The sequence below is a fragment of the Gordonia spumicola genome (assembly GCF_009932475.1).
In the GTDB taxonomy this organism is placed as follows: domain Bacteria; phylum Actinomycetota; class Actinomycetes; order Mycobacteriales; family Mycobacteriaceae; genus Gordonia; species Gordonia spumicola.
Genome location: NZ_BJOV01000005.1, coordinates 1,142,506 through 1,162,294 on the forward strand (window position 1 = coordinate 1,142,506; position 19,789 = coordinate 1,162,294).

The following is a 19,789-nucleotide window of genomic DNA, read 5'->3' on the forward strand; positions in this document are numbered from 1 at the left end:
GCATCGGCCGCCTCCGGCGGGGTGATGTACGCGGCGTTCCCCCCGCGTGACCTGTGGTTCCTCGCTCCACTGTCCCTCGGCCTCCTGTACACGGCGCTGCGCTTGGGACGTCCGCGGGTCCGCGTCGGCGCACTGTGCGGATTCGTGTTCGGTCTCGCCTTCTTCGTGCCGCTGCTCCCGTGGATCGGCGAGTACGTCGGACCGTTGCCGTGGCTGGCGTTGGCCGTCGTGATGGCGCTCTACCTGGCGCTGTTCGGCGCGATCGCGACCGTCACGATGCGCCTGCGCGCGGCTCCGCTCTGGTTCGCGATCGCCTGGGTCGGCGTCGAGACGATCCGATCGTCGTTCCCGTTCGGCGGCTTCCCGTGGGGGCGGGCCGCATTCAGCCAGACGTCCGGACTGCTGCTGCCGTCGGCCTCGCTCGTCGGAGTGCCGGGATTGTCGTTCGTCGTCGCCGCCGTGGGTGCGGGGCTGGCGTCGGGAGTCCTCGCGGCCGTCGACCTGCGCCGCGGCGACGGTGGGCGGTGGCGGCCCGCCGTCGGACCGGGCGTCGCCCTGATCCTGCTCGTCGTCGGCGCGATCGTCGCGGCGATCGGAGCCCCAGGCACCCATGCGACGTCGTCGGTGACGGTCGCGGCCGTCCAGGGGAACGTCCCGCGCCTCGGCCTCGACTTCAACGAGCAGCGACGAGCCGTGCTGGACAACCACGTCAACGAGACCGAGCGGCTGGCGCAGCAGGTTCGCGACGGCGAACGCTCGCAGCCCGACATCGTGCTGTGGCCGGAGAACGCCTCCGACATCCCGCCGTCGCTCAACCCGGACGCCGCCGCACTCATCCGGGAGGCCGTCACGTCCGTGGACGCGCCGATCGTCCTCGGCACGCTCGTCCCCAACGACGACGGCCGGCCCACCAACTCGGTCCTCGTCTGGGGACGCCGCGACGGCCGGGCCGACGACGAACCGTCAGCCCGCTACGACAAGCACATCATCCAACCGTTCGGCGAGTACCTCCCGTGGCGCGGCTTCTTCCGGCACTTCTCGTCGTACGCCGACCGCGCAGGCGACTTCAAGCCAGGTTCCGGACCGGCGATCGTCACGGTGCGAACGGCGAAGGGCACGGTGCGTCTGGGTGTGTCGACGTGCTGGGAGGTCGCCTTCGACAGGTCGCCGCGACAGGCGGTGGACGACGGAGCCCAGCTCCTGTACGTGCCGACCAACAATGCGACGTTCGGACTCACCGACATGAGCAGCCAGCAACTGGCGATGTCGCGGATCCGCGCCGTCGAGACCGGGCGCAGTGTGGCGGTGGTCTCCACCAGCGGACTGAGCGCACTGATCCGGCCGGACGGATCGGTCATCGCCGAGAGCGGCCTCTTCGAAGCGGCGGTGCTGCAGAGCGCCCTCGAATTGCGCGACGGCAGGACCCTGGCCGTTAGTCTCGGCCCGTGGCCCGAGCGGGTCGTGCTCCTCGTCATGGCGCTCGGGTTTTTGTACGCGCTGACGCGAGCGACTAACCTCGACATGTTCGCCGGTCGACGCCGACCGGCCGGAGGGATCGAGAAGGAGCACGATGAGCGGTAGCGATCAGAAGGTGATCGGACAGCGGGGCGCGGGGGCCCTCGTCGTCATTCCCACGTTCAACGAACGCGAGAACCTGCCCCTGATCGTCGGTCGTCTGCTCGATGCGATGCCCGACGTGCACGTGCTGGTGGTCGACGACTCGAGCCCGGACGGCACGGGAGACGTCGCCGACCAGATCGCGGCCGACGACGCCGCGGGGCGCGTGCACGTACTGCACCGCACCGCCAAGGACGGGCTCGGCAAGGCCTACCTCGCGGGCTTCGCGTGGGGCCTGAGCCGCGACTACTCGGTCATCGTCGAGATGGACGCCGACGGCAGTCACGCCCCCGAACAGCTACATCGGCTGTTCGACGCGGTCGACGACGGAGCCGATCTCGTCATCGGATCGCGGTACGTGCCCGGCGGAGCCCTCGTCAACTGGCCGAAGCGCCGCGAACTGCTGTCCAAGGGCGCCAACACGTACGCCCGGTTGGCGCTCGGCTCGAAGATCAAGGACATCACCGCAGGCTACCGAGCGTTCCGTCGCGAGGTGCTCGAGAAGATCGGCCTCGACCAGGTCGACTCCGCGGGCTACTGCTTCCAGATCGATCTGGCGTGGCGGTCGATCCAGGCCGGCTTCGACATCCGCGAGGTGCCGATCACATTCACCGAACGCGCCATCGGCGAGTCGAAGATGGACGGCGGCGTCATCGCCGAATCGTTCCTGAAGGTGGCCCGCTGGGGCATCGAGGGCCGCAAGGCGAAGTTCAAGCGCTGACGCCCGTTTCCCCAGATCACGAACAGGGCCCCGTTCCTCTCATCGAGAGAGGGACGGGGCCCTGAGTCGTCGCGGTCGGTGTTCTACGCGGTGCCGCCGCGACGGCGCTGCTTGAGCAGGTCGAGGCGTTCGGCGAGAAGCACTTCGAGCTCCTCTTCGGAGCGGCGTTCCAGCAGCATGTCCCAGTGGGTGCGCGGCGGCTTGCCCTTCTTCTCCTCGGGCTCGGCGCCCTCGAGGATCGTGCCTTCCATTCCGTTCTTGCACGGCCACTTGGACGGGATCTCGGCGTCGTCCGCGAACGGGATGTCGAAGATCTCACCATTGTCGGTGCGGTACTGGACGATCCGCCGCGGCGCGAGGTCGTGGTCGCGGTCGGTCTCGTAGCTCACCGCTCCGAGTCGGCTACCGCGCAGTACTCGATCAGCCATTCATGGTTCCTCTCAACAGACAGTGGTTCGACTATTCTACGCGTCCCCCGCGAGTGGTGCGCGGGACGCCTCTCACGAGGGGCGTAACGTGGGTAGGCATGTCGGAGACGTCGCCACGCAAGCGGCCGTACGCATGCGCGTGGTGCGGCCGGGAGATGGTCGACTCCGACACCGGCCGTCGGCGAAAGTACTGCAAACGGTCGTGCAGGCAACGGGCCTACGAACAGAGAACGCTCCTGGAGGGCACGGCTATTCCCGGCGACGCGCTCATCCTCAACGCCGCGGAGGCCGAAGCGCTCGGCGACCGGCTCTTCGAGCTGCGCTGCGCCGCGGAGGACATCCGAACCGCGCTCGACGAGGGCACCGATGTGCCCTCGCTGCGAGCCATGGCCGCGGACCTGGTGCGCCTGGCAGACCGGGCGGAGCGTCTGCGCTGACGCAGTACACTCGTCCACTGTGACACCACCTCGCGCTGAGCCGCCGCAGGACGACGCCGAGTCGTCGCCCCTGTCCAGGGCGAACAGCTTCCTCTCGCGAACCGACTCGAGTGAGGCCGCCCTCAAGGCAGCGAAGTTCGCGCGGAGCCTGGCTCCCGGCGAGACGATCTCGCCCAAGACGGACAGGACGTCGGACCGGCTCGCCCGCATGATCGGCGACAGCAGTCCCGACCGGCCGAGCGCCGTCCGGGAGCTGGGCCTCGCGACTGTCGCCGTGTGGCAGAACGTCATCGAACGCCGTCGACCGGCTCCGGACAGCGCGCCGGTGCCCGCGACGATCCTGTTCACCGACCTCGTCAGCTTCTCCACCTGGGCGCTGCGGGCCGGTGACGATCTTGTCCTCGATCTGATCAAACAGGTGAACGACGCGTGCGCCAGGGTGATCCGGCGTCGCGGCGGTCAGGTGGTCAAGACGCTCGGCGACGGGACGATGGCAGTCTTCGTCGACGCCGCGCAGGCGATCGAGGCCGCCTACGAATGCGGTGAGGCGGTCTCCGCGATCACGGTGGAGGGACACCGACCCTCCCTGCGGGCCGGACTCCACACCGGCGAGCCGCGCGCGGTCGGGGACGACTTCCTCGGCGTCGACGTCAACATCGCCGCCCGCGTCTGCGATGCCGCGGGTGCGGGCGAGGTGTACGTGAGCGATGCCACCCTCGCCGCCGTCGACGCCGAGCGGTACGTGGTCAAGCGTCGCCGGTTCCGCGCGAAGGGCGTGCCGAAGGACATGAGCGTGTACCGGGTGCTTCCTCGGTACGACCGAGGATGACCCGTCCGTGCCGCTCTTCGACGACGACGAACTCCAGGCGTACTACCGCCGGATAGAAGACCGCACCGAGGCCGCGCACGCGCGTCCCCGGCGTCGTCGTCGCGACGTCCCGGCGGTCGTGTTCACCTGTCCGACCCCGGAGAAGATCGCCTACGACGACTACCCGGCGGTGATGGGCGCGATCCTCGCGATCAGTCGCGCGTCACGCGCACGTCCGTCGTTGCGCTGTTACGAGTGCCGATGCGGCTACTGGCACCTGACGAGCGGCGTTCCCCGCCCGGAATGACACGACGAACGACGATGACACGACGAACGACGAAGGGCTCCGACCTCGGGTGAGGTCGGAGCCCTTCGTCAGTGGCGGGGCGCGTCAGCGGCGGCGCTGCTGGGGGCCGAGTACCGATACCGGCGAATTCGACAGCTGCAGCTGGGTGCGGTCGGCGTGGCTCATGTTCATGGCCTTGTTGATGCGTCGGCCGTAGCCGCGGATCGTCGAACCGATGGTGGGACTGGTGCGGTTGTTTCGCATGGTGGAGTCCTCCTCCGTTGTCTTCAGTCCACACCAACGTAACCAACCAGAAAGTCCCCGTCAACTTTCATTCCCGGCGTGTTAACTTTTCGTTCATCTTGTGTGCGAGCCGGGTCACTCGGTGACGAGTCGCGACAACCGCTCGACCTCCGCGGCCGAACCGGGGGAGACGAGCATGGTCGTGACCCCGGCGGCCTCCCACCGCGCGATCTGTTCGCGGACGTGCGCCTCGTCGCCGATGATCGCCGAATCGTCGACCGCCTCGTTCGGGATGATCGCGGCGGCCTCCGCCTTGCGGCCGGACCGGAACAGGGCCGTGACCTCGTCGACGACGTCGCCGTATCCCATCCGCCGATACACCTCGGCGTGGAAGTTGGTGTCCTCGCTGCCCATGCCGCCCATGTACAAGGCGAGGAACGGCTTGATGCCCTCGTAGGCGGCCGGGGCGTCGTCGGTGATGACGATCTGCGCCGTCGCGCAGATCTCGAACGTCTCCCGGGTCGTGCGGGCCCCTGGGCGGTTGAAACCCTCGTCGAGCCACTCGTTGTACTGGTCGGCCAGGCGGGGTGTGTAGAACAGCGGAAGCCACCCGTCCGCGATCTCCGCGGCCAACGCGATGTTCTTCGGTCCCTCCGCTCCGAGGTACACCGGGATGTCCCGGCGCAGCGGGTGGACGATCGACTTGAGCGGCTTGCCGAGCCCGGTGACCCCGTCACCCGACAACGGCAGTGGATAGTGCGGCCCCGCGCTCGTCACCGGCGCCTCACGGGCCCACACCTGCCGCATGATGTCGATGTACTCGCGGGTGCGCGCGAGCGGCTTGGGGAACTTCTGTCCGTACCAGCCCTCGACCACCTGTGGTCCCGAGACGCCGAGGCCGACGATGTGCCTGCCGCCCGACAGGTGATCGAGCGTCATGGCGGCCATCGCACACGCGGTCGGGGTGCGGGCCGACAACTGGATGACCGACGTCCCGAGCCGGACCCGTTCGGTCGTCGAACCCCACCACGACAACGGGGTGTACGCGTCCGAACCCCAGGCCTCGGCGGTGAAGACCGCGTCGAACCCGTGCCGTTCGGCGGCCGCGACGAGTTCGGCGTGATTGTGCGGGGGCTGCGCGCCCCAGTATCCGAGCTGAAGTCCGAGTTTCATTCCGTCAATGTAGCGCGCGACACATCGCGCGACGACGAGGGCCGGACCCTCGGATGAGGATCCGGCCCGTGTCGATGCGGATGTCAGACGTCGAAGCGGTCCGCGTTCACCACGTGGTTCCACGCGGCGACGAAGTCGTCGACGAACTTGCGGCCGGCGTCGTCGGCTCCGTACACCTCGGCGATGCCGCGGAGCTGCGAGTTGGCGCCGAACACCAGGTCGGCACGGGTGCCGGTCCACTTCTGCGCGCCCGACGCGTCGGCGCCCGCGAAGGTGCCGTCGCCCTGGTCCGTCCACGTGACGTCCATGTCGAGGAGATTGACGAAGAAGTCGTTCGACAGGACGCCGGGACGCTCGGTGAGAACGCCGTGCGACGAGTCGCCGTGGTTGGCCCCGAGCACGCGGAGACCGCCGACGAGCACGGCCATCTGCGGCGGCGTGAGCTGCAGCAGGTAGGCGCGGTCGACGAGGAGGAACTCGGCGGGCACGTCGACGTCGTCGCCGACGTAGTTGCGGAAGCCGTCCCAGCGGGGCTCCATCTCGGTGAACGAACCGACGTCGGTCTGATCCTGGGTGGCGTCACCGCGGCCCGGAGTGAACGGAACCGTCACCTCGTGACCGGCGTCGGCCGCGGCCTTCTCGATCGCGGCGGCTCCGGCGAGGACGATGACGTCGGCGACCGATGCGCCGGTCTCCTCGGCGATGGCCTCCAGCGTCGGGAGCACCTCGGCGAGAGCCTGCGGGTCGTTGACCGACCAGCTGCGCTGCGGTTCGAGGCGGACACGGGCGCCGTTGGCTCCGCCGCGGTAGTCGCTGCCGCGGAACGACGCCGCGGCGGCCCAGGCGGTGGACACGAGCTGCGAGACCGACAGGCCCGACGCGAGGACGCGCTTCTTGATGTCGGCGATCTCGGCGTCGCCGATCACGGTGGCCGGGGCGTCGACGACGTCCTGCCAGATCAGCTTCTCGGCGGGCACCTCGCTGCCGCGGTAACGGGCCAGCGGACCCATGTCGCGGTGCGTGAGCTTGTACCAGGCGCGGGCGAACGCGTCGGCGAACTCACGCGGGTTGTCCAGGAACCGCTGCGAGATCTTGCCGTAGATCGGATCGAACCGCAGCGCGAGGTCGGTCGTCAGCATGACCGGTGCGTGACGCTTCTCCGGGTCGTGTGCATCCGGCACGCTGCTGGAGCTCGCGCCACCGGCCGGGACCCACTGCTGTGCGCCCGCGGGGCTCTTGGTGAGCTCCCAGTCGTACGCGAACAGGGTCCAGAAGAAGTTGTTGTCCCATGTGGTGGGCGTGCTGTTCCACGCGCCTTCCAGGCCCGACGTGATGGCGTCGCCGCCGACACCGGAGCCGTACGTGCTCTTCCAACCCAGACCCATCTGCTCGAGGGGAGCGGCTTCGGGCTCGGCTCCGACGTTGTCGGCAGGTCCGGCGCCGTGCGTCTTGCCGAAGGTGTGGCCGCCGGCGATGAGGGCGACGGTCTCTTCGTCGTTCATCGCCATGCGAGCGAAGGTCTCGCGGATGTCCTTGGCGGCGAGAAGCGGATCCGGGTTCCCGTTCGGGCCTTCGGGGTTCACGTAGATCAGGCCCATCTGGACCGCCGCGAGCGGGTTCTCCAGATCGCGCTCACCGGTGTAGCGCTCATCGTCGAGCCAGCCGCGCTCGGGACCCCAGTAGACCTCCTCGGGCTCCCACTTGTCGGGGCGTCCGCCGCCGAAGCCGAAGGTGTGAAAGCCCATGTCCTCGAGGGCGACGTTGCCGGCGAGCACGATGAGGTCGGCCCACGACAGGGCGGCGCCGTGCTTCTTCTTGACCGGCCACAGCAGACGGCGGGCCTTGTCCAGGCTCGTGTTGTCGGGCCAGCTGTTCAGCGGTGCGAAGCGCTGCATGCCGTGGCCCGCGCCGCCGCGGCCGTCCGAGACGCGGTAGGTGCCCGCGGCGTGCCACGCCATGCGGATGTAGAACGGGCCGTAGTGGCCGTAGTCCGCGGGCCACCACGACTTCGAGTCGCGCAGGGTCGCCGCGATGTCGGCCTTCACCTCGGCGAGGTCGAGGGTGTCGAAGGCGGCCGCGTAGTCGAAGCCCGCGCCGTTCGGATCGCCCTCGGGGGAGTTCTCGGCGAGCACCTTGAGGTTGAGCCGGTTGGGCCACCAGTCGCGGTTGCCGCCGCCTGCGGTCGGCGGCTGCATCTTGCCTTCATGCATCGGGCAACCCGTGACGACGGGGACTTCCTGCTCGGGCGCTGCTTGATCGGACACTGCGATTCCTTTCGAAAAGAAACGGGGCTGTTTCGTGTGATTTCAGGGGGCTAGGCGTGTGGAGCGGGATCCGCCTTCGCGGGCGGATCGGAGGCGTCCGCGCACGCTGCGCAGACGCCCCAGTAGATGACCTCGGCTTCGTCGATGTGGAAGCCGTGTTCGTCCGACGCGGCGAGGCACGGAGCCTCCCCGACTGCGCAGTCGACGTCGTGCACGCTGCCGCAGACGCGGCAGACGAGGTGATGGTGATTGTCGGCGATCCGGGTCTCATACAGGGACACGTGACCGGACGGTTGGATGCGGCGGAGGAGACCCGCGTCGGTGAGCGCACGCAGGACGTCGTAGACGGCTTGGCGCGAGACCCCGTCGAGCGTTCGACGGACGCCGGACAGGATGCCTTCGGTGTCCGAGTGGGGATGCGCGTCGACGACCGACATGACGGCCAGCCGCGGTTTGGTCACACGGAGACCGGCAGCCCGGATGGCTGCTGCGTGCTCGTCTGTGACCATGATCTCATCATGCCCCAGTTTTTGGACTGAGTCCAGTCTTATCTGGATGAAGATCGACCAGATCCGCGTGAACACCCGGTGACAAGAGCCTCGCCGGAACGCTGACCAGCATCGACTCGATCGCCGACTCCGCGACGCCGTTCGCTCGGAGATCGGGCACCACCCGGCCGGTCACCTGGAAGTAGTCCCAGTCGCCGAGGTGCGGGTCCGCGGTGCGGTCGAACCAGTCGCTGAAGCAGAACGCGTCCTGGGACAGCACCATCCGATCCGCGTAGCCGTGCTCGATCATCGTCAGCAGCGTCGTCAGGCGGTCGGCGTAGGGGAGGAGCAGGTCGAGGCCGAACCGGTCCATGCCGATGATCGAGCCCGCATCGGCTATGCGCATCAGGTAGTCGACGTCGGTCGAGTCGCCGCTGTGGGCCAGCATCACCCTGGTCAGGTCGACGCCCTCCTCGGCGAGCACCCGCTGCGCGACGAGGCCCGACTGCGTGTGGGGATTGGTGTGGACCACCACTCCGATCCCGGTCGCGGCGGCGACGCGCCCGACCGAGCGCATGACGCGCTCGACGCCGTCGGTCAGTCCCTCCGACTCGAGCACGCACACGAGGAAACCGGCCTTGACGTCCGTCGAGCCGATGCCGACGGTGATGTCGCGCAGAAACATCTCGTCCAACGGGTCGTCGACGTCGAAGCCGAGGCCCGGACCCGTGTAGTGGAACTGGAAGGGCAGGTCGTTGTAGGTGAACAGGCCGGTGGCCGCGACGATGTTGAGATCGACCTGGGCGGCGACCTTCGCGACCCGCTCGATGTTCCGACCGATGCCGAGCACCGACACGTCCATGATCGTGTCGATGCCCGACGCCTTCACCTTCGTCAACGTCTGCACCGCACGGTCGATCTCGGCGTCCTCGTCCCACTCGCGCAGATAGTTCAGCCGGAAATCCTCCTGTACGACGAAGACGTGCTCATGGGCGAGCACCCTCCCCAGCTGATCGACGCCGACCGAGCCGGCGACGGTGTTGATGCGGTCCATGTGACCTCTCGTCGGGCGGACCCCGACGGCCCGTAGTAGTACCGACCACGCTAACGGCTGAGGTGATCGCGTGAGGGCGGTTCGCACCGACCGGCGACGGACCACAGGAGTCTCTAAGGCTCGATGGTGAAAGGTGGTCTCATGCGTTCGACTGACACAGCCGGTACCCCGTCCCTGACCCGGTGGGCCGTCGCCGCCGTCGCGGCGCTCGCGGTGCTGTTGGCCGCGGTCGCGACGATCGGCGGACCCCTGCACAACGACCGCCTCGTCACCCGGGCAGTCGTCGGTCATCGATCGGAGTGGATGACCTCGTTCGCCAAGGCGTACTCGACGGTGTTCAGCCCGGCGACGACGGTCGTCCTCGCCGCGCTCGTCGCCGGACTCTTCGTGTTCCGCGATCGTTCGGTCCGTCGCGGCGCGGCTCTCATCATCGGCGTCGGAGGCGCGGCGGCCGCGGCCGAAGTCCTGAAACTGCTGGTGGACAGGCGTCGTCCGCCGTTCGCGGTCCAACTCGAGGCGCACGAGGCAGCGCACTCGTTCCCCTCCGGACACGTCACCGGAACCACCGCGCTCGTCGCCGGGATCGCGCTGCTCGCCGTGCCCGCGGCGTCCCGGGCCGAACGCGCCGTGTTCGGTGTCGTGGCGTCCCTTCTCGTGCTCGTGTCGGCCGGCTCGCGCGTGTATCTGGGCATGCACTGGACGTCCGACACTGTCGCGGGCATGCTCGTCGGGGCCGTCGGCGCCTGGGCGGGCGTGCTCGTCGTCGCCCGTTTCGCCGATGTCGTGGACGGCCTCGACGGCAGGCTGTTCGGTCGACGCGCGGCCGTGCACTGAGAGATTCCGGACGCGGCGCACTACGCTTGACCGCATGTTGAGTCCTGGTCAGCTGTTCGCCGGATACCGCGTGGTCCGCGCGCTCGGAGCCGGAGGCATGGGCGAGGTGTACCTCGTCCAGCATCCGCGCCTACCGAGGCAGGACGCCCTCAAGCTCCTGCCGAGCGAGTTGACGTCAGACGGCACGTATCGGGCGCGGTTCATCCGAGAGGCCGATCTCGCATCCGGACTCGACCATCCCAGCATCGTCAGCGTGTACGACCGCGGGGAGGACCGCGGCCAGCTGTGGATCACCATGAAGTACGTCCCCGGCGCGGACGCGAACGAGATCCTCAAGGAGTCCGGGCCGTTCAGTCCAGCCGACACCGTCGACGTCGTGACGGCGGTCGCCGATGCGCTCGACTACGCGCACGGCAAGGGCCTCCTGCATCGGGACGTCAAACCGGCCAACATCCTGATCGACCCGACCACGGCGACGCGGCGGAAGGTGTACCTGACCGACTTCGGCATCGCGCGCACCGTCGGCAACGACACCGCGTTGACCGCCGCGAACCTGACCGTAGGGTCGATTCAGTACACGTCGCCGGAACAGCTCCGCGGCGCCGACCTCAACGGCCGGTCGGACCAGTACTCGCTGGCGTGCACCGCCTTCCGCCTGCTCACCGGGCGCGCGCCGTATCCAGAACGGCTGCCGGCCGAGATCATCAACGCTCACCTGAACAACCCGATCCCGCACACGCGATCGCTTCGTCCGGAACTTCCCGCGACGGTCGACGCGGTCCTCGCTCGGGCGATGGACAAGCAGGCCGTCAACAGGTACCCGACGTGCATGGACTTCGCGCGAGACCTGAAGGCCGCCCTCAATTCGGCCGGGCCGTCCGCCGCGAGCGGCTACCAGCCGACCATGATCAACCCGGGGTCGGTCGGCGTCCCCGCCCAGCCGCCCGCCGCCCCGATCCCGATGGCGAAGCAGCCCGATCCGGCCCCGTACACGAAGCCGTACACCCAGCACGGCGCCCCGGCCGCGCCCGGATACCCGCAGCCGACCCCGCAGGCGTACGGGCAGCAGCAGCCCTACGGTCAGGCGCAGTATCCGCAGCAGTTCGGTCAGCCGCCGCAGTACCCCGGCGGGCGCCCCGGCCAGACGTCGGGCGGAGGCGGCAAGCCGACGGCGGTGATCGTCGGCGCCATCGTGGTGGTCGTCGCACTCGTCGCGGGCCTCGTCATCTGGCTCGTGACGCGCGGGGGAGACGATTCGTCGACCACTGCGGCGTCGTCGTCGGCGAGCAGTTCGACGACCAGCAGCACGACTTCCAGCACGGCGGTCGACCCGGCCGTCGTCGCGGGCGTGCCGACGCAGTGCTCGACGGGTCAGACGACCCACAACACCGTCACGACTCGCCTGACGTCCGGCAAGATCGAGATCCCGACCACCGCCATGCCGTCCGGATGGTCGAGCGACCGCGGATCGCAGTTCCCGTTCGTCACCGATGCCGACGGCGTCTACAAGTCGGTGGACGCCAATTGGGTCGCGCAGATCGCGGTCGGCACCCTCCCGAGCGCGTTCGCCACCGACACCGAGGCCATCGCGCGCAAGTTCCTCGAATGCCTCACCGTCAGCTCCGGATATCGCTCGGTCACCGTCTCGACCCCGACCGGCACCGTCGTCGAGCCCCATGAGCTGGAGAAGAGCAACACCAAGGTCAGCCTGCTGACCAGCGACATCCCGGTCACGGGCGCACCGGCCGGGATCCGCGGCGACTCCATAATCCTCGCCGTCGTCAACAGCTCGCCGATGACGATCGCCATCGGCATCAGCCCGATCGGGGACACCGCGACCCAGACCACCGTCCGCGACGCCGTGCAGGGACTGCTCGCCAGCCGATAGGAGACACGCCCCGGGGACGGCAACCGACCCGCGGCGGCGCGGCGTCGGTCACAATGGTCGGCATGGCTGACACCTCCCATCCCGCAGACTCGCACGACCGGATCCGGGTACGCGGTTCCCGCGTCAACAACCTCAAAGACGTGTCGGTGGACCTGCCGAAGCGTCGCCTCACGGTGTTCACCGGCGTGTCCGGTTCCGGGAAGAGCTCGCTGGTGTTCGGCACCGTAGCCGCGGAGTCGCAACGGCTGATCAACGAGACGTACAGCGCGTTCGTCCAGGGCTTCATGCCGAGCCTCGCGCGGCCCGACGTCGACCTGCTCGACGGCATCACCACGGCGATCATCGTCGACCAGGAGCGGATCGGCGGCAACCCCCGCTCCACCGTGGGCACCATCACCGACGCGAACGCCATGCTCCGGATCCTGTTCAGCAGGCTGGGGGAGCCGCGCGTCGGCTCGGCGAACGCGTTCTCGTTCAACACGCCGACGGTCAGCGGCAGCGGTGCGATCAAGGTCGGTGACAAGAAGGCGTCGAAGGCGACGTTCGAGCGCCTCGGCGGCATGTGCCCGCGGTGCGAGGGCATGGGCACGGTGTCCGACATCGATCTGACACAGATCTACGACGCCGAGCGGTCGCTCAACGAGGGCGCGATCACGATTCCGGGCTTCAGCGCGGACGGCTGGTACGGCCGCGTGTACGGCGGGTCGGGATTCTTCGACGCCGACAAGCCGATCAAGGACTTCAGCACACGCGAGCTCGACGACCTCCTGTACAAGGAGGCGGTCAAGATCAAGGTCGACGGCATCAACATCACCTACGAGGGACTGATCCCGCGCATCACCAAGTCGATGCTGTCGAAGGACATCGACTCGGTGCAGCCGCACGTCAGGGCCTTCATCGAGCGTGCGGTGACGGCCGACACCTGTCCCGACTGCGACGGCACGCGGCTGGCCGAGCACGCCCGGAACTCGCGGATCGACGGTGTGAGCATCGCCGATGCGTGCCGCATGCAGATCTCCGATCTCGCCGCATGGGTCGGAGCCCTCGACGAACCGTCCGTCGCGCCCCTGCTCGAGAAACTGCGTGGGACGCTCGACTCGTTCGTGGAGATCGGGCTCGGGTACCTGGCGCTGGAACGCCCGACGGGCACGTTGTCCGGCGGCGAGGCGCAGCGCACCAAGATGATCCGACACCTCGGATCGGCGCTCACCGACGTCACCTACGTGTTCGACGAGCCGACGATCGGGCTGCACCCGCACGACATCGCGCGGATGAACGACCTGTTGGTGCGACTGCGGGACAAGGGGAACACCGTCCTCGTCGTCGAGCACAAGCCGGAGACCATCGCGATCGCCGACCATGTCGTCGACATCGGCCCTCGCGCCGGATCGCACGGCGGCGAGATCTGCTTCGAGGGGACCGTGGAGGCTCTCACCGCCAGCGACACGCTCACCGGCAGGCACCTCGGGTACCGCAGCTCGCTGAAGTCGGAGTTCCGACGACCGACCGGGCGGATCGAGATCCGGGGAGCGTCGACGAACAACCTCAGGGACGTCGACGTCGATGTCCCACTCGGCGTGCTGGTGGTGGTGACCGGTGTCGCAGGCTCGGGCAAGAGCTCCCTGATCCACGGGTCGATGCCGTCGGACGCCGGTGTCGTCACCATCGATCAGACCGCGATCAAGGGGTCGCGCCGCAGCAATCCCGCCACCTACACCGGGCTGCTCGAGCCGGTGCGCAAGGCGTTCGCGAAGGCGAACGGAGTGAAGCCGGCCCTTTTCAGCGCCAATTCCGAGGGTGCGTGTCCGGCGTGCAAGGGCGCGGGCGTCATCTACACCGATCTCGCGACGATGGCTGGTGTCGCGACCCCGTGCGACGAGTGCGAGGGCCGCCGATTCAGCTCCGACGTCCTCGAGTACCGTCTCGGCGGTCGCGACATCAGCGAGGTCCTCGCGATGTCCGTGGACGAGGCGCTCGACTACTTCGCCGACGGCGAGGCCCGGACTCCGGCGGCGCACAAGATCCTGCTGCGCCTGGCGGACGTCGGCCTCGGGTATCTCACGCTCGGACAGCCGTTGACGACCCTCTCCGGAGGAGAGCGTCAGCGGATCAAGCTCGCGACCGCGATAGCCGAGAAGGCCACCACGTACGTGCTCGACGAGCCGACGACGGGCCTGCACCTCGCCGACGTCGACCAGTTGCTCGGACTCCTCGACCGGCTGGTGGACGCGGGCAAGTCGGTGGTGGTGATCGAGCATCACCAGGCCGTCATGGCGCACGCCGACTGGATCATCGACATCGGGCCGGGAGCCGGACAGGACGGCGGCTCCGTCGTCTTCGAGGGGACGCCTGCCGATCTCGTCGCCGGTGCATCGACCCTGACAGGCGAACACCTCGCCGCCTACGTCTCCCAGGGCGCCTGACCCGACTCAACCCTGCGCAACCACCATCATGGTTGCGCAGGGTAAGTCGGGTGGTCAGTCGACGAGTTCGGACGGAGCCTCACCGGAGGCCGCCGCGGCGGTCGCGGCGAGCTCGTCGCCGACGGATTCGCGGTGCGGTTCGGAGTCGACGGCGTTCTCCGTCAGAGCCGCGGGCTTCGAGTCCGTGAACAGGGAGAACACCGCGCCGAGGACGCAGCACACCAGCGCGAACGTGAACGCGGCGCTCAGACCGTCGGCGAACGGGTCGGAGATCAGATGCGGGAAGAAGTCCAGGCCGGTCAGGTGATTCACGTCGACGCCCGGCCCGCCGCCGGTGCCCGCGAGCAGTTCCTTGATCGGGTTGTAGCCGAGGAAGGCAGCGAAGAGCACGCCGACCGTCGGCAGGTTCGAGATGTGCGACGCCTGGTCCGCGGGCAGACCGTTCGCGGTGAGTCCGGAGTACATCGCGTCGGGAAGATGCTCGCTCAGACCCGCGATCATCAGCGAGAAGAACACGCCGATCGACAGGACCATCGCCGCGTTCTGGAAGGTCGTCATCATGCCTGCACCGGACCCGCGGGCGTGGGCGGGGAGCGAGTTCATCACCTCGGCGCGGTTGGGCGATGCGAACAGTCCCATGCCGACACCGTTGATCAGGAGGATGACCGCGAACCACGGGTAGGAGAAGTCGACGGGCAGTGCGATGAGCGCGACGAAGGTGCCCGCGGTGATCAGCATGCCGAGCGTGGTGAACCACTTGGTGCCGAGGCGATCGGACAGGGCGCCGGAGACGGGGGCCGTGAGGAGGAACCCGACGGTCATCGGGACCATGTAGATGCCCGCCCAGAGAGGAGTCTGCGAGTAGTCGTAGCCGTGTTGCGGCAACCAGATGCCCTGCAGCCAGATGATCAGGATGAACTGGAGGCCGCCGCGTCCGATGGACGCCATCAGGTTGGCGGCGTTGCCCGCGCTGAACGAGCGGCTCTTGAACAGGCTCAGGTCGAAGAGCGGGCTGTCGATGCGGGTCTCGATGACCATGAAGACAGCGAGGACGGCGACGCCGCCGATCAGGCCCGCGAGGACCCACGGGTTGGCCCAGCCCATGTCGGAGTCGCCGTACGGCTGGATTCCGTAGGTGAGCGCGATGAGGATCGCGATGAGGCCGACGGCGAACGTCAGATTGCCCCACCAGTCCATCTTCGCCTTCGTGCGGACGCCGGTGTCACGCAGCTTGAGGTACGCCCACACCGTCCCGATGACGCCGAACGGCACGGAGACGAGGAAGATGAAGTGCCACTGGATCGGTGCGAGGACGCCGCCGATGAGCAGGCCGAGGAACGAGCCCGCGATAGCCGCCACGCCGTTGATGCCCATGGCGAGGCCGCGCTGGCGGGCCGGGAAGGCGTCGGTGAGGATCGCCGACGAGTTCGCCATCAGGAAGGCTCCGCCGACGCCCTGGATGACGCGCCACACGATGAGCCAGATGGCGGCCGCGGGGCCGTCGAACCAGGTGATCGCCAGGAAGATCGATGACACGGTGAACACGGCGAAGCCCATGTTGTACATCCGGGCGCGGCCGTACATGTCCCCGAGTCGACCGAAGCTCACGACGAGGACCGCGGTGACGACAAGGAAGCCCATCATCATCCACAGCAGGTAGCTGGTGTTGGACGGGGTGAGCGGGTTCAGGTTGATGCCCTTGAAGATGTCGGGCAGCGCGATCAGCACGATCGAGCTGTTGATCGTGGCGATCAACATGCCGAGCGTGGTGTTGGAGAGCGCGATCCACTTGTAGTGCGGATCGTCCTCGACGGCGGCAGCGGTCATTCGCTCACGTCCTTCGATTCGGGATGGGTGGTGATCGCATCGGAGAGCAGGCGCAGGCCCGACTCGACGGTGGCTCGGTCGTCGTCCGACAAGAGGGCGAGCGCATCGGCGAGCGCCCGGGTGCGGACGAAGCGCATCCCGGTGATCACCTCACGTCCGGTGTCGGTCGGTTCCAGCAGGATGACGCGGGCGTCGTCGGGGTCGCGCACCTTGGCGACGTATCCGCGGTCGACGAGCGACGCGACGATCTTCGACATCGTCGGGACCGCGACGGATTCGTGGTCGGCGAGGTCGGTGACGCGGATCGGCGCGTTGCTGTAGACGGTCCACAGACTGCTCGCGGTGCCCGCGGACAGTCCCGCACTGGCTCCGTGCGCGCGGAGCGCCCGGCTGATGCGCACGAAGTGCTGGTACATCGCCGCGACGTCGTGACTGGTGAGGTCGGCCAACTGCGAGTCTCCTGACGTGATCGGAACACGTCGACTCTATTAGTTTCCAACAGCTAACTAAAATACAGGCGGTGTGATCTGGCCCGCAGTGCCGTGTGACCAGCGGAGTCAGGCTGTGTGCGACGCCAAGTGCGTGGTGTCGCCGATCGTGACAGGCCGCGATTCCATCACGCGCATGATGCGCAGCTGCGATCGACGACCCCGTGTCGATGCTCTGGCGCGGCCGCCGGGCAGCAGCGCGAGTGCCGATCGAGCCGCGTTGATCGGAAAGCGCAGTGGCGGATACCAGGGGAGCGTGTCGGTCGGCAGGCCGAGTCGGGACATGGCGCTCCGGCCGAGGAAGTACGTGCTGATCGACAGGTGCTGCGATCGGGCGATGCGCCTGCGGATCGCGGGAAGCCGCGAATAGCTCCAGGTCAGCGGATCGTTGATCATCGGCCGCGCAAGGATCGGCGAGGTCTCGTCCGGGGTCGACAGGGCCGCGGACGTGTGGTGGAGGAGTCGCACGGCGTCGACGAAACCGGTCGGCAGGAACTCGTCGTCCACGCCCATCAGCCAGCCGACGTACCGCGTCAGCTGCCCGATCGCGCCGTATTCGGCGGGCGTGTGGACGATCCCGATCCCGATTCCGCCCAGCGACGGTGCGACGAGAGAGCCGACGAGGGTCGCGGCCATGTCGGTCTGGTTGATCGGCAGGCCCAGTTCGGCCACGTCCCAGTCGTCGGCGGCGAGCAGGTGCCTGCGGACCAGGGAGTGGATGAACCGCACGCGCAGGGTGGATCGATAGCCGACGCCGAACAGTTCCAGCCCGCCGTCGCTGATGACGTCGAGCGCCCATTGCGACGTCTCCGCGAAGCGGGTGTTCGACCCCTTTTCGAGCGCGCCGGTCCGCAGGAGGGTCTGATTGAACCCGCTGAACGCGTAGCCGCCGATCAGCGAGACGTCTCGCGCGACGAAGAGGCCGTCCGCGCCGCTGGCGTTCATCGCCTGCGCCGCGTGCGCGATCCGTGCGTGATCGACCCACTCCGGCGTGGCCTCGACGACCTCGAAGAACGAGACGAGGTAGTCCGGTGCGTCCGGTGTGTTCGCGATCCCGTGAGCGAGCGCGTGCTCGAACACCGGCCTCATCGTCGCGATCCCGTCCGCCGACATCGCCTCGACGACCTCGTCCATCGGCGGATCGCCCTCGCACAGCGCCTCGCCGAGACGGTCGAACTCGGCCGAGGTCGGCGGCTCGATCCGGAGCAGGCGCGCGAAGGTCGCGACGCCGGCGGGCACTCGCCTGGGCGTGTCGGGATGCCTGCGGGGGATGAGGGCAGTCGTCGTCATGTGTCGGCACGCCTTCCGTCGTCTCGGACCGGACCCGATCGATCCATAACTGCGAACGGGTGTGTGCCAAATCTAAGACGGTTAGACTGCGGAGTCAATGACCAGGCAGGCTGCGGTACGCGACTACGGCGGCGTCAGCGCCGAAGAGAGGCGCGGCGACCGTCGACGTCGGCTGCTCGCAGCGGGCAGGCACACATGGGGATCGTCCGGCGTCGCGGACATCGGCGTGCGCGGCGTCTGCCGCGACGCGGAACTAGCACACCGGTACTTCTACGAGAGCTTCGACAACCGCGATGCGTTCATCGTCGCCATCGCCGATCAGGTGCGATCCGAGCTGATGACGACGCTTGTCGACGCCAGCACCGCGGACGGCGGCACGATCGAGGAACGACTCCGCGCCGCGCTGACAGCGTTCCTCCTCGCGGTCTCCGACGACCCGTCCATGTTGTCGATTATGACCGCCGACGTGTCGAGCGTCGCCGGACTCGAGAACCGGCGACGGGAGACGCTGGACCTCGTCGCCGAGGTCGTCCTGGCCCACCTAGCGGCATTGCCGGGGTCGACGATCACCGGCGACGCGGTGCCCGAGCTGCACAAGGCCGCGCAGTTCGTCGTCGGCGGCGTCAACCGGCTCGTCGAGAACTGGCTGATCGACCGCGACGTCACCGTCGAGCGCCTCGCGGACACCTGCACCCGCCTGTGCATGGCCGCCGCGGCCGGTGTCTGAGGTCGTCAGCGACGGACGACCATCGGGGTGCCGGTCACCGGATCGTCGATCACCACCGAGTCGAGGCCGAACACCTGGCGGACGCGCTCCGCGGTGATCATCTCCGCGGGGGTCCCCGTGCCGACCACCTCGCCGTCCTTCATCAGGATCAGGTTGTCGGCGTACCTCGCGGCCTGGTTGAGATCGTGCAGCACCGCGACGACGGTCTTGCCTCCGGCGTTGAGCTCGCCGAGCAGGTCGAGGACGTCGTACTGGAACGCGATGTCCAAGAACGTCGTCGGCTCGTCGAGCAGCATCACGTCGGTCTGCTGTGCCAGCAGCAGCGCCACCCAGACGCGTTGGCGCTGGCCGCCGGAGAGTTGATCGACGAACCGCTGCGCGAGGTCGAGGGTGCCCGTCGCCTCCATCGCGGCGCGGGTCGCGTCGTCGTCCGCGGTGGTCCACCGCGCGAACGCGGAATGGTACGGATGCCTGCCACGGGAGACGAGATCGGCCACCCGCATGCCCTCCGGAGCCACCGCGTCCTGGGGGAGCAGACCGAGTCGTCGGGCGAGTTCCTTCGATCCGTAGTCGGCCAGGTCGCGACCGTCGAAGACGATCCGGCCCGATTCGCGAGGAAGGACGCGCGCCATGCCCTTGAGGACCGTCGACTTGCCGGACGCGTTCGGCCCGAGGATCACGGTGAACGCTCCCTCGGGGATGTCGACGTCGACGCCGTGCACGACGCGCCGCCCGTCGTAGGAGATGGACAGGTCGGTCGCGGCGAGCACGGCGTCGGGGTTGGTCATCTCGC

Annotated in this window: 19 protein-coding genes; 9 read left to right on the forward strand and 10 right to left on the reverse strand. The window is 68.4% G+C overall.

Going from position 1 to position 19,789, the window contains the following annotated elements:
• Positions 1 to 24: 24 nt before the first annotated feature.
• Together lnt and GYB83_RS16605 are read left to right on the forward strand one after the other, a co-directional pair.
• Positions 25 to 1,581, forward strand: coding sequence for an apolipoprotein N-acyltransferase (gene lnt / locus GYB83_RS16600; protein WP_161897554.1), 1,557 nt, complete (start codon positions 25 to 27; stop codon positions 1,579 to 1,581).
• On the forward strand, positions 1,571 to 2,338 hold the full coding sequence (locus tag GYB83_RS16605; RefSeq protein ID WP_186349797.1) for a polyprenol monophosphomannose synthase: 768 nt from the start codon (positions 1,571 to 1,573) through the stop codon (positions 2,336 to 2,338). Before lnt ends, GYB83_RS16605 begins: the two co-directional genes overlap by 11 nt.
• Positions 2,339 to 2,421: 83 nt before the next feature.
• On the opposite strand, the gene GYB83_RS16610 is transcribed toward GYB83_RS16605, so the two are convergent.
• Positions 2,422 to 2,766: an RNA polymerase-binding protein RbpA gene (locus GYB83_RS16610; RefSeq protein WP_008376263.1), complete on the reverse strand. Its 345-nt coding sequence runs from the start codon at positions 2,764 to 2,766 to the stop codon at positions 2,422 to 2,424.
• Between the two features lie 98 nt (positions 2,767 to 2,864).
• On the opposite strand from GYB83_RS16610, the gene GYB83_RS16615 reads away from it, so the two are divergent.
• Genes GYB83_RS16615 through GYB83_RS16625 form a run of 3 tightly spaced genes read left to right on the forward strand, consistent with a single transcriptional unit; the run spans position 2,865 to position 4,318 of the window.
• Positions 2,865 to 3,203 carry a hypothetical protein gene (locus GYB83_RS16615; protein ID WP_161896515.1) on the forward strand — a complete coding sequence of 113 codons (339 nt, stop codon included), beginning with the start codon at positions 2,865 to 2,867 and terminating at the stop codon, positions 3,201 to 3,203.
• 19 nt (positions 3,204 to 3,222) lie between these two features.
• Entirely contained in the window at positions 3,223 to 4,032 is an 810-nt protein-coding gene (locus GYB83_RS16620) for an adenylate/guanylate cyclase domain-containing protein (protein ID WP_228461544.1), read from the forward strand.
• A 7-nt stretch (positions 4,033 to 4,039) separates the two neighbouring features.
• Positions 4,040 to 4,318, forward strand: coding sequence for a hypothetical protein (locus tag GYB83_RS16625; protein ID WP_161896517.1), 279 nt, complete (start codon positions 4,040 to 4,042; stop codon positions 4,316 to 4,318).
• A gap of 84 nt (positions 4,319 to 4,402) precedes the next feature.
• On the opposite strand, the gene GYB83_RS16630 is transcribed toward GYB83_RS16625, so the two are convergent.
• The 5 genes from GYB83_RS16630 to GYB83_RS16650 form a co-directional block, all read right to left on the reverse strand.
• Complete coding sequence (locus GYB83_RS16630) at positions 4,403 to 4,561, reverse strand: hypothetical protein (RefSeq protein WP_161896518.1); 159 nt, start codon at positions 4,559 to 4,561, stop codon at positions 4,403 to 4,405.
• Between the two features lie 114 nt (positions 4,562 to 4,675).
• A complete protein-coding gene (locus GYB83_RS16635) occupies positions 4,676 to 5,713 on the reverse strand; it encodes an LLM class F420-dependent oxidoreductase (RefSeq protein ID WP_161896519.1) in 1,038 nt (345 codons plus the stop codon).
• An 83-nt stretch (positions 5,714 to 5,796) separates the two neighbouring features.
• Positions 5,797 to 7,977 (reverse strand): catalase/peroxidase HPI, encoded by a 2,181-nt coding sequence (gene katG / locus GYB83_RS16640; protein ID WP_161896520.1) that lies wholly within the window; start codon positions 7,975 to 7,977, stop codon positions 5,797 to 5,799.
• A 50-nt stretch (positions 7,978 to 8,027) separates the two neighbouring features.
• Positions 8,028 to 8,486, reverse strand: coding sequence for a Fur family transcriptional regulator (locus GYB83_RS16645; protein ID WP_161896521.1), 459 nt, complete (start codon positions 8,484 to 8,486; stop codon positions 8,028 to 8,030).
• A gap of 7 nt (positions 8,487 to 8,493) precedes the next feature.
• Positions 8,494 to 9,519, reverse strand: coding sequence for a phosphotriesterase family protein (locus tag GYB83_RS16650; protein WP_161896522.1), 1,026 nt, complete (start codon positions 9,517 to 9,519; stop codon positions 8,494 to 8,496).
• Between the two features lie 141 nt (positions 9,520 to 9,660).
• Here GYB83_RS16650 and GYB83_RS16655 point away from each other — a divergent pair, with 141 nt between their 5' ends.
• The 3 genes from GYB83_RS16655 to GYB83_RS16665 all read left to right on the forward strand — a co-directional run bounded on the left by GYB83_RS16655 (position 9,661) and on the right by GYB83_RS16665 (position 14,664).
• The gene (locus tag GYB83_RS16655; RefSeq protein WP_161896523.1) at positions 9,661 to 10,353 is read left to right on the forward strand and encodes a phosphatase PAP2 family protein; all 693 of its coding nucleotides are present in this window, start codon (positions 9,661 to 9,663) and stop codon (positions 10,351 to 10,353) included.
• A gap of 34 nt (positions 10,354 to 10,387) precedes the next feature.
• Complete coding sequence (locus GYB83_RS16660) at positions 10,388 to 12,241, forward strand: protein kinase domain-containing protein (RefSeq protein ID WP_161896524.1); 1,854 nt, start codon at positions 10,388 to 10,390, stop codon at positions 12,239 to 12,241.
• A 62-nt stretch (positions 12,242 to 12,303) separates the two neighbouring features.
• Entirely contained in the window at positions 12,304 to 14,664 is a 2,361-nt protein-coding gene (locus GYB83_RS16665) for an ATP-binding cassette domain-containing protein (protein WP_161896525.1), read from the forward strand.
• Positions 14,665 to 14,718: 54 nt separating this feature from the next.
• On the opposite strand, the gene GYB83_RS16670 is transcribed toward GYB83_RS16665, so the two are convergent.
• The 3 genes from GYB83_RS16670 to GYB83_RS16680 all read right to left on the reverse strand — a co-directional run bounded on the left by GYB83_RS16670 (position 14,719) and on the right by GYB83_RS16680 (position 18,269).
• On the reverse strand, positions 14,719 to 16,491 hold the full coding sequence (locus tag GYB83_RS16670) for an MFS transporter (RefSeq protein ID WP_161896526.1): 1,773 nt from the start codon (positions 16,489 to 16,491) through the stop codon (positions 14,719 to 14,721).
• Positions 16,488 to 16,940 carry a MarR family winged helix-turn-helix transcriptional regulator gene (locus tag GYB83_RS16675; RefSeq protein ID WP_228461546.1) on the reverse strand — a complete coding sequence of 151 codons (453 nt, stop codon included), beginning with the start codon at positions 16,938 to 16,940 and terminating at the stop codon, positions 16,488 to 16,490. Before GYB83_RS16675 ends, GYB83_RS16670 begins: the two co-directional genes overlap by 4 nt.
• Before the next feature lie 108 nt (positions 16,941 to 17,048).
• Positions 17,049 to 18,269, reverse strand: coding sequence for an oxygenase MpaB family protein (locus GYB83_RS16680; protein WP_161896527.1), 1,221 nt, complete (start codon positions 18,267 to 18,269; stop codon positions 17,049 to 17,051).
• 97 nt (positions 18,270 to 18,366) lie between these two features.
• Here GYB83_RS16680 and GYB83_RS16685 point away from each other — a divergent pair, with 97 nt between their 5' ends.
• Complete coding sequence (locus GYB83_RS16685; RefSeq protein ID WP_161896528.1) at positions 18,367 to 18,996, forward strand: TetR/AcrR family transcriptional regulator; 630 nt, start codon at positions 18,367 to 18,369, stop codon at positions 18,994 to 18,996.
• A 5-nt stretch (positions 18,997 to 19,001) separates the two neighbouring features.
• Here GYB83_RS16685 and GYB83_RS16690 read toward each other — a convergent pair whose 3' ends face one another.
• Positions 19,002 to 19,784, reverse strand: a complete 783-nt coding sequence (locus tag GYB83_RS16690; RefSeq protein ID WP_161896529.1) for an ABC transporter ATP-binding protein — start codon at positions 19,782 to 19,784, stop codon at positions 19,002 to 19,004.
• Positions 19,785 to 19,789 lie beyond the last annotated feature (5 nt).

What these genes read in the sequence shown, in the direction of transcription:
- GYB83_RS16670 (WP_161896526.1), bottom strand. Translation starts at nt 16,491, where the DNA reads ATGACCGCTGCCGCCGTCGAGGACGATCCGCACTACAAGTGGATCGCG.
- GYB83_RS16665 (WP_161896525.1), top strand. Translation starts at nt 12,304, where the DNA reads ATGGCTGACACCTCCCATCCCGCAGACTCGCACGACCGGATCCGGGTA.
- GYB83_RS16605 (WP_186349797.1), top strand. Translation starts at nt 1,571, where the DNA reads ATGAGCGGTAGCGATCAGAAGGTGATCGGACAGCGGGGCGCGGGGGCC.
- GYB83_RS16610 (WP_008376263.1), bottom strand. Translation starts at nt 2,766, where the DNA reads ATGGCTGATCGAGTACTGCGCGGTAGCCGACTCGGAGCGGTGAGCTAC.
- GYB83_RS16685 (WP_161896528.1), top strand. Translation starts at nt 18,367, where the DNA reads ATGACCAGGCAGGCTGCGGTACGCGACTACGGCGGCGTCAGCGCCGAA.
- GYB83_RS16680 (WP_161896527.1), bottom strand. Translation starts at nt 18,269, where the DNA reads ATGACGACGACTGCCCTCATCCCCCGCAGGCATCCCGACACGCCCAGG.
- GYB83_RS16615 (WP_161896515.1), top strand. Translation starts at nt 2,865, where the DNA reads ATGTCGGAGACGTCGCCACGCAAGCGGCCGTACGCATGCGCGTGGTGC.
- GYB83_RS16690 (WP_161896529.1), bottom strand. Translation starts at nt 19,784, where the DNA reads ATGACCAACCCCGACGCCGTGCTCGCCGCGACCGACCTGTCCATCTCC.
- GYB83_RS16650 (WP_161896522.1), bottom strand. Translation starts at nt 9,519, where the DNA reads ATGGACCGCATCAACACCGTCGCCGGCTCGGTCGGCGTCGATCAGCTG.
- GYB83_RS16655 (WP_161896523.1), top strand. Translation starts at nt 9,661, where the DNA reads ATGCGTTCGACTGACACAGCCGGTACCCCGTCCCTGACCCGGTGGGCC.
- GYB83_RS16630 (WP_161896518.1), bottom strand. Translation starts at nt 4,561, where the DNA reads ATGCGAAACAACCGCACCAGTCCCACCATCGGTTCGACGATCCGCGGC.
- GYB83_RS16645 (WP_161896521.1), bottom strand. Translation starts at nt 8,486, where the DNA reads ATGGTCACAGACGAGCACGCAGCAGCCATCCGGGCTGCCGGTCTCCGT.
- GYB83_RS16635 (WP_161896519.1), bottom strand. Translation starts at nt 5,713, where the DNA reads ATGAAACTCGGACTTCAGCTCGGATACTGGGGCGCGCAGCCCCCGCAC.
- lnt (WP_161897554.1), top strand. Translation starts at nt 25, where the DNA reads ATGTACGCGGCGTTCCCCCCGCGTGACCTGTGGTTCCTCGCTCCACTG.
- GYB83_RS16660 (WP_161896524.1), top strand. Translation starts at nt 10,388, where the DNA reads ATGTTGAGTCCTGGTCAGCTGTTCGCCGGATACCGCGTGGTCCGCGCG.